A 2855-nucleotide genomic window follows, 5' to 3' on the forward strand; every position below is an offset into this window, starting at 1 on the left:
GATAATCTCTTATCTGTCAACAAATTTTTAAGAAGTTTTTTCTTAAGTTTTTGTTGTTTCTTGCCGCGTCTCTCAGCGACAAGATTTATCTTACCATACTTGTTATATCAAATATAATATTAGTTTTTTATAATTATAGTTTATTTAAATATATCTTCATATTTCTTGAATTTACTTTTATTTTCTTATACTGATACACATGGTATAGTATACTAAAGTAAAAATAACTTATACTAATATTTAGCCTCTATATACGAAATATACCACATTAAAATCAATAAATATTCGTTATGTTAACTAGTTACTAATCTTCTTAATATTCCATTGAAAATATCCTTTTTATAATAATATAAGGCCAATTAACTATTTTCATAATTAATTGGCCTCTCTTACATTATAATATAATATACTTATTAAATTCTTCTATGATATTAACTTTTGATTTATATCCTAATTCATTTAAAGATTTATCTAACGTATTTAAAACAAATAAAATTTTATCTATCCTACTGTTTTCTCCCATATGACCAATTCTAATAACTTTATTCTCAAGATAATCAAAAGAACCTGAAATTAGTAAATTATAATTATCTCTCATATAATTAATTAACTTGTTTGCTTCTATTCCTGTAGGCGTTTCTACTACTGTAACTGTAGATGAAAAGCCGCTATCTAAATATAACTTTAACCCATAGCTAGTTAATGCATTTCTAGTAGCTACAGCAATATTTTTATGTCTATTGTGTACATTCTCTATTCCTTCTTCAAGTATATTATCTATAGCAACTCTAAGCCCATATATGTCACTTATTGGCATAGTATATGGAAACCACTTTTTATCATAATATCCCTTCCATATAGTTAAGTTACAATAAAATCCTACAATCGGAGTATTTCTTATTCTCATAACTTTATCCGCATCATCACTAACGGTAACAATAGTTAATCCTGGTGGAGCTGAAAAAGCTTTTTGAGAACCACCTAATGCAATATCTATATCCCACTCATCTACATTTATAGGTTCTCCTCCCATGGCTGCAACACTATCTACAACTGTTAATATTCCATATTCCTTAAGCATTGGACAAATTTTACTTATATCATTAAGTACTCCTGATGGTGTATCGCAATGAACAACAGTTGCATATTTAAAATTACTATCTTTATCAAGGAATTCTCTTAAATGTTCCACATCTACTTCTCTTTTTCTATTAACAGAATACAACACAGGTATTCCTCCATATATTTTCACAAAATCAGCAAAGCCTTCACCAAATACCCCATTATCAATAATTAGTACTCTATCTCCTACTTCTGTAAGTGATGCACAAGCAGCTTCCAATCCTAATATACCTTCACCACTTAATATAAACACATCCTTTTCAGTATTTAGTATTTCCCTAATTCTATTGCAAGTTTCTCTATAAAAATCTTTATCTAAATCTGGATTAGTAGTTTCAATAGCCCTAGCCAATCTAACATTTTCTCTTACATTAGTAGGTCCTGGTGTAAATACATATGGTTTATTCATCATTTCATCCCCTATTCATATCTTTAATATTACTAATTAATCACAATATTTAAAATAAAAATTTTGTTATATCAAATTTATTTTTCTAAAATATTTTCCACTTTTGTTATTAAGTTAAAATTAGTTAAGTCATAATGTAGTGGTGTAACTGTTATATATCCTTCTTTAATCATGTCTACATCAGTATTATCTTGCATTGCATCATCCGGCGCACCAGTTATTTTATATACTACATTATCATCACTTTTCTCTACTTCAACATATACATTATTATAATTTCTTTCACCTATTTTACATACCTTTAATCCCTTTAATTTATCTTTACTTATGGATGGAATGTTTACATTTAGTACTGTGTTTCCAATTTTCTCACTTCTAATTTTATTTAATATTTTTTCTGCATAATCTGCAGCTATTTCATAACTTTCTTCATTACCATCACAAGATAATGCAATTGCTGGGGTACTATTTAATGCTCCTTCAACGGCTGCAGACACAGTCCCTGAATATATTACATCGGTGCCTAAATTAAATCCATCATTTATTCCTGATACTACTATATCTATTTTTTCACTAGCAATAGTAGTTATTGCAATTTTTGTACAATCAACAGGTGTACCACTTACACTAAAACATGGAGCATCTATACCTTCTATTTTTTCTTTTCTTACAATAAGAGGATTCATTAATGTTATGGAATGACTGCTAGCACTTTTTTGACTATCAGGTGCTACTACCAATATATTGTGTGAATTTTGAAGTCTCTGTGCAATAATCTGTATACCTTTTGCCGTAATTCCATCATCATTGGTTATTAATATATTCATAATTATATAAAATAGAGAAATTTATATTCTCTATTTTCCCTCCCTTCATTTATCTAAAATCTTATTAAGTAATTAATTCACCCAAAAAGAAATACTATCTACTTTTTTATTTTAACATACTAATGAGAAAGTTTATCTTAAAATATTATAAAAACATATAAAAAAAGACACTGCATATACAGTGTCTTTGGTGGAGATAAAGGGATTCGAACCCTTGACCCCCTGCGTGCAAGGCAGGTGCTCTCCCAACTGAGCTATACCCCCAAATATGGTGGACCTTCAGGGACTCGAACCCCGGACCTACCGGTTATGAGCCGGTTGCTCTAACCAACTGAGCTAAAGATCCATATTACTTGGCAACAACCTACCCTCCCACACAGCTTCCCATGCAGTACTATCGGCCCCTAGATGCTTAACCTTCGTGTTCGGTATGGATACGGGTGTATCCATCTAAGGCATAATTACCAAATTTAATATGGCTCCGCGAAGAGGATTCG

At 30.1% G+C, this 2855-nt stretch carries 2 protein-coding genes, 2 tRNA genes and 1 rRNA gene; all 5 read right to left on the bottom strand.

The window, feature by feature from the left end; all coding sequences use genetic code 11:
• Positions 1-394: 394 nt before the first annotated feature.
• Positions 395-1531 carry an alanine--glyoxylate aminotransferase family protein gene (locus B2S02_RS10280; protein WP_346920679.1) on the bottom strand — a complete coding sequence of 379 codons (1137 nt, stop codon included), beginning with the start codon at positions 1529-1531 and terminating at the stop codon, positions 395-397.
• Positions 1532-1608: 77 nt separating this feature from the next.
• The gene (gene surE / locus B2S02_RS10285) at positions 1609-2358 is read right to left on the bottom strand and encodes a 5'/3'-nucleotidase SurE (protein ID WP_346876377.1); all 750 of its coding nucleotides are present in this window, start codon (positions 2356-2358) and stop codon (positions 1609-1611) included.
• Positions 2359-2546: 188 nt separating this feature from the next.
• Positions 2547-2622 (bottom strand) — tRNA-Ala (locus B2S02_RS10290).
• Between the two features lie 5 nt (positions 2623-2627).
• Positions 2628-2704 (bottom strand) — tRNA-Ile (locus B2S02_RS10295).
• A 5-nt stretch (positions 2705-2709) separates the two neighbouring features.
• Positions 2710-2827 (bottom strand): 5S ribosomal RNA (gene rrf / locus B2S02_RS10300).
• Positions 2828-2855 lie beyond the last annotated feature (28 nt).

Source organism: Clostridium sp. UBA7339, from assembly GCF_002470865.1.
GTDB classification, from domain to species: Bacteria; Bacillota; Clostridia; order Clostridiales; family Clostridiaceae; genus Clostridium_J; species Clostridium_J sulfidigenes.

What these genes read in the sequence shown, in the direction of transcription:
- surE (WP_346876377.1), bottom strand. Translation starts at nt 2,358, where the DNA reads ATGAATATATTAATAACCAATGATGATGGAATTACGGCAAAAGGTATA.
- B2S02_RS10280 (WP_346920679.1), bottom strand. Translation starts at nt 1,531, where the DNA reads ATGAATAAACCATATGTATTTACACCAGGACCTACTAATGTAAGAGAA.